The sequence below is a fragment of the Loigolactobacillus jiayinensis genome (assembly GCF_003946445.1).
Taxonomy (GTDB): Bacteria; Bacillota; Bacilli; order Lactobacillales; family Lactobacillaceae; genus Loigolactobacillus; species Loigolactobacillus jiayinensis.
This window is the reverse complement of sequence record NZ_RHOF01000114.1, coordinates 1-2,834: the sequence shown is the minus strand read 5'-3', so window position 1 is coordinate 2,834 and position 2,834 is coordinate 1. Positions and strand designations below refer to the sequence as shown.

The 2,834-nt window shown below is 43.6% G+C and carries 3 protein-coding genes; 2 read left to right on the top strand and 1 reads right to left on the bottom strand.

From position 1 onward, the window contains the following. Positions 1–129: 129 nt before the first annotated feature. Positions 130–1,182: an oxidoreductase gene (locus EKM80_RS14670; protein ID WP_125554415.1), complete on the bottom strand. Its 1,053-nt coding sequence runs from the start codon at positions 1,180–1,182 to the stop codon at positions 130–132. 188 nt (positions 1,183–1,370) lie between these two features. Here EKM80_RS14670 and EKM80_RS14665 point away from each other — a divergent pair, with 188 nt between their 5' ends. Then, a complete protein-coding gene (locus EKM80_RS14665; protein ID WP_125554413.1) occupies positions 1,371–1,913 on the top strand; it encodes a DUF1836 domain-containing protein in 543 nt (180 codons plus the stop codon). Beyond that, positions 1,906–2,766 (top strand): DegV family protein, encoded by an 861-nt coding sequence (locus EKM80_RS14660; protein WP_125554411.1) that lies wholly within the window; start codon positions 1,906–1,908, stop codon positions 2,764–2,766. The genes EKM80_RS14665 and EKM80_RS14660 overlap by 8 nt, the downstream gene beginning before the upstream one ends. Positions 2,767–2,834 lie beyond the last annotated feature (68 nt).

Below are 2,834 nucleotides of genomic sequence, written 5' to 3'. Positions count from 1 at the left end.
TTGTCTATAGTTGGTCTAGTTCATTGGGTGTTGCACTTCAATTGTAAACTCGGCATTATATTTTATATAAAAATAATGCAATAAAAAACCGCGATCAAAAATTAACCGCGGTAATTAAAGTTATTTTGCTTATAGTTGATAAATGCTTGGGCTCAACTGACTGAAACCAGCAGCCAGAATTTCTAAATCGGTAATCGCCTCTTCTTCACTAACCAATGGTGCGGCGCCATGCAGAATACTGTCATATAAGCTATCATACACGCGCCCATAATCACCACGCGGCGTCGGTAACTGCTTGTTGATCCAATCACCATTGGCATTCTGATAATTGAGCTCGCCAAAAAGCTTCGGACTATCATCACCAAAACCGGCTGCAGCTGGCGTCAAACCAGCCTTTAAATCATTTTCTTGCTGATCAATACCGTACTTAATGAAACTGCCTTGCGTACCGTGCAAAATAAACCTTGGGTATGGCTGCGCGACTAATGAACTACTTTTAACTGTTGCTTTGAAATTAGGGTAAAACAAGCTGACATCGTAATAATCGTCAACGGTACTTGCGGGATTTTGTTGCGCGCGGATATCGTAGCTCACCTGCTGTGGCCGGCCGAATAAGGCAACAACTTGATCAACTAAATGACTGCCTAACCCATAAAAAGCACCATCTGCTGGCGTGCCCTGTTTTGCAGTATGATCTGGCCGATAATGATCAAAGTGTGATTCCAATTCCAGCGGTTCGCCAAGATATCCCACCTGTAATACTTGCTGTAACGCTAAAAATTCGCCATCGAACCGGCGATTTTGATAAGGCATCACCAGTAAACCCCGTTGCTGTGCCAAAGCAAATAATTCTTGGGCCTCCGCTACAGTACTGGTAAAGGGCTTCTCCACTAGTACATTTTTACCGGCTTCCAAACAGCGCTTAGCAAATTCAAAATGCAACGCTGGTGGCAAACAGATCGTCACTAACTTGACGCTTGCGTCATTTAAAACGGTGGTCACGTCATCAGTAAAGTTCACACCTTGCTGTTGATAAAAATCTTGTTGCGCTGGCCGCTTATTTAAGTGCCGTGCATATACCCATTTAACCTGGAGCTTAGTCCGTAGCATCAGGTAGGGTAAATGATAGCGAGTGGCGCTTTTGCCAAAGCCGATCACCGCCATGGTTAATTTTTCAGTCATGTGTTGCCTCCATTCCTTAATGCTTTCATTTTAGAAGTTCCGTGCGACCGACACAAGTTTTACCATATGCGTGATTAATTTATACCAATCTCACATCTTATGATTTTCTTAATCATGCAATCTAGTTTACAAAACTATATCATAAGACTATACTATCAATAATCAAATAATTAAGTGAGGACAGCGACATGCCAACACAAACAATTGATTTTCAAACCTGGTTGTCCAAATTGCAGACTTTACAACTACCACTGTGGAATGACTTTCCTGATTTTGATCTATACATGGAGCAGCTGGTTAGCTTAGTCAATCAATACTTAGCACCGTTAGAACTTGATCCAGTGACGCCAGCCATGATCAATAATTACGTTAAACATAAAGTGATGTTTAAGCCCGTGAAGAAACGGTATCAGCGTGAGCATTTAGCAGCAGTCATCACCTTGACACTATTAAAAACCGTTTTCCCACTAGATATGATCCGCAGCGGCTTTACCGGCGAACTTAACGCTTTGTCTGCTCAAGCCGCCTATGATCGATTTGCCACTAATTTCACGACACAATTACAGTCATTACAGTTAGCACAAACCGTTCCGTTACCATTCAGTAACGACTTTACTTGGGACGCTGCAGTACAACAAACTGCCGTCACCACGATCATTTATCAATTGATCAGTAAGCACCTAATACGACATGCACCCAACCAAAAAAAAGGAGCTATTGCCCATGACTAAACCTAACCAACACGTTGCCATTCTCGTCGATTCTTGTTCAGATGTCCCAGCTGACTTCATTGCCGCTCATCATCTGTATATGGTCCCAATGACGATTATGTATCATGATGCGATTTATTTAGATAAAGTGACGATCGATCCAGACACAGTCTACGCCAATCTAGAAAAAGAAGTGCCAAAAACCGCCTCACCAACTGGCGATTTGATTGCTAAAGCTTTTGACGATATCAAGGCAGACGGTTTCACCGAAGTCATTGCTATCTGCATCTCTAGTGGTTTGTCAGGCACCTTCCAGCAAGTCCAACTTGCCGCCCGTATTTCGGGACTTGATGTCAGCGTGATCGACACCAAGAACATCGGTATTGCCAGTGGATTAACTGCGATTTTAGCTGCACAGCTCAGCGAAGAAGGCTTGCATAAAGTCGAAATTGAAGCCCGCATTCGCACCGTAGCTAAGCGCACAAAAGTCTTCTTCTACGTGCCAACCTTAACCTATTTGCAAAAAGGTGGCCGCATTGGTCGTGTTGCCGGTATGGCCGGCACCCTTTTGAACATTAAACCAATTATTTCCTGCGACGATGAAGGCATTTACTATCCCGTGGCCAAAGTCCGTGGTGAGAAAAAGACATTGCTCAAAATGAAAAAATTGATTGCTGACACGATCGGCACTGCTGCGCGCTTTAATTTAGCAGTAGCCGATGGTGCGAATCACAAAATTGCCGCCCAATTCACCAAAGAATTACATGAACTCTATCCACAGGCTGAACACATTTTCACCGGTAACGTTTCGCCAGCTTTAGGTGTGCACACCGGCCCTGGCTTGATTGGTCTTGGCGTTCAAGTACTCGCCTAACAAAAATAGCCGCCATGAAGTGAACCCCAAATATTGGACGAAACTTTAAGCGACTTTCTGGGTGGTAA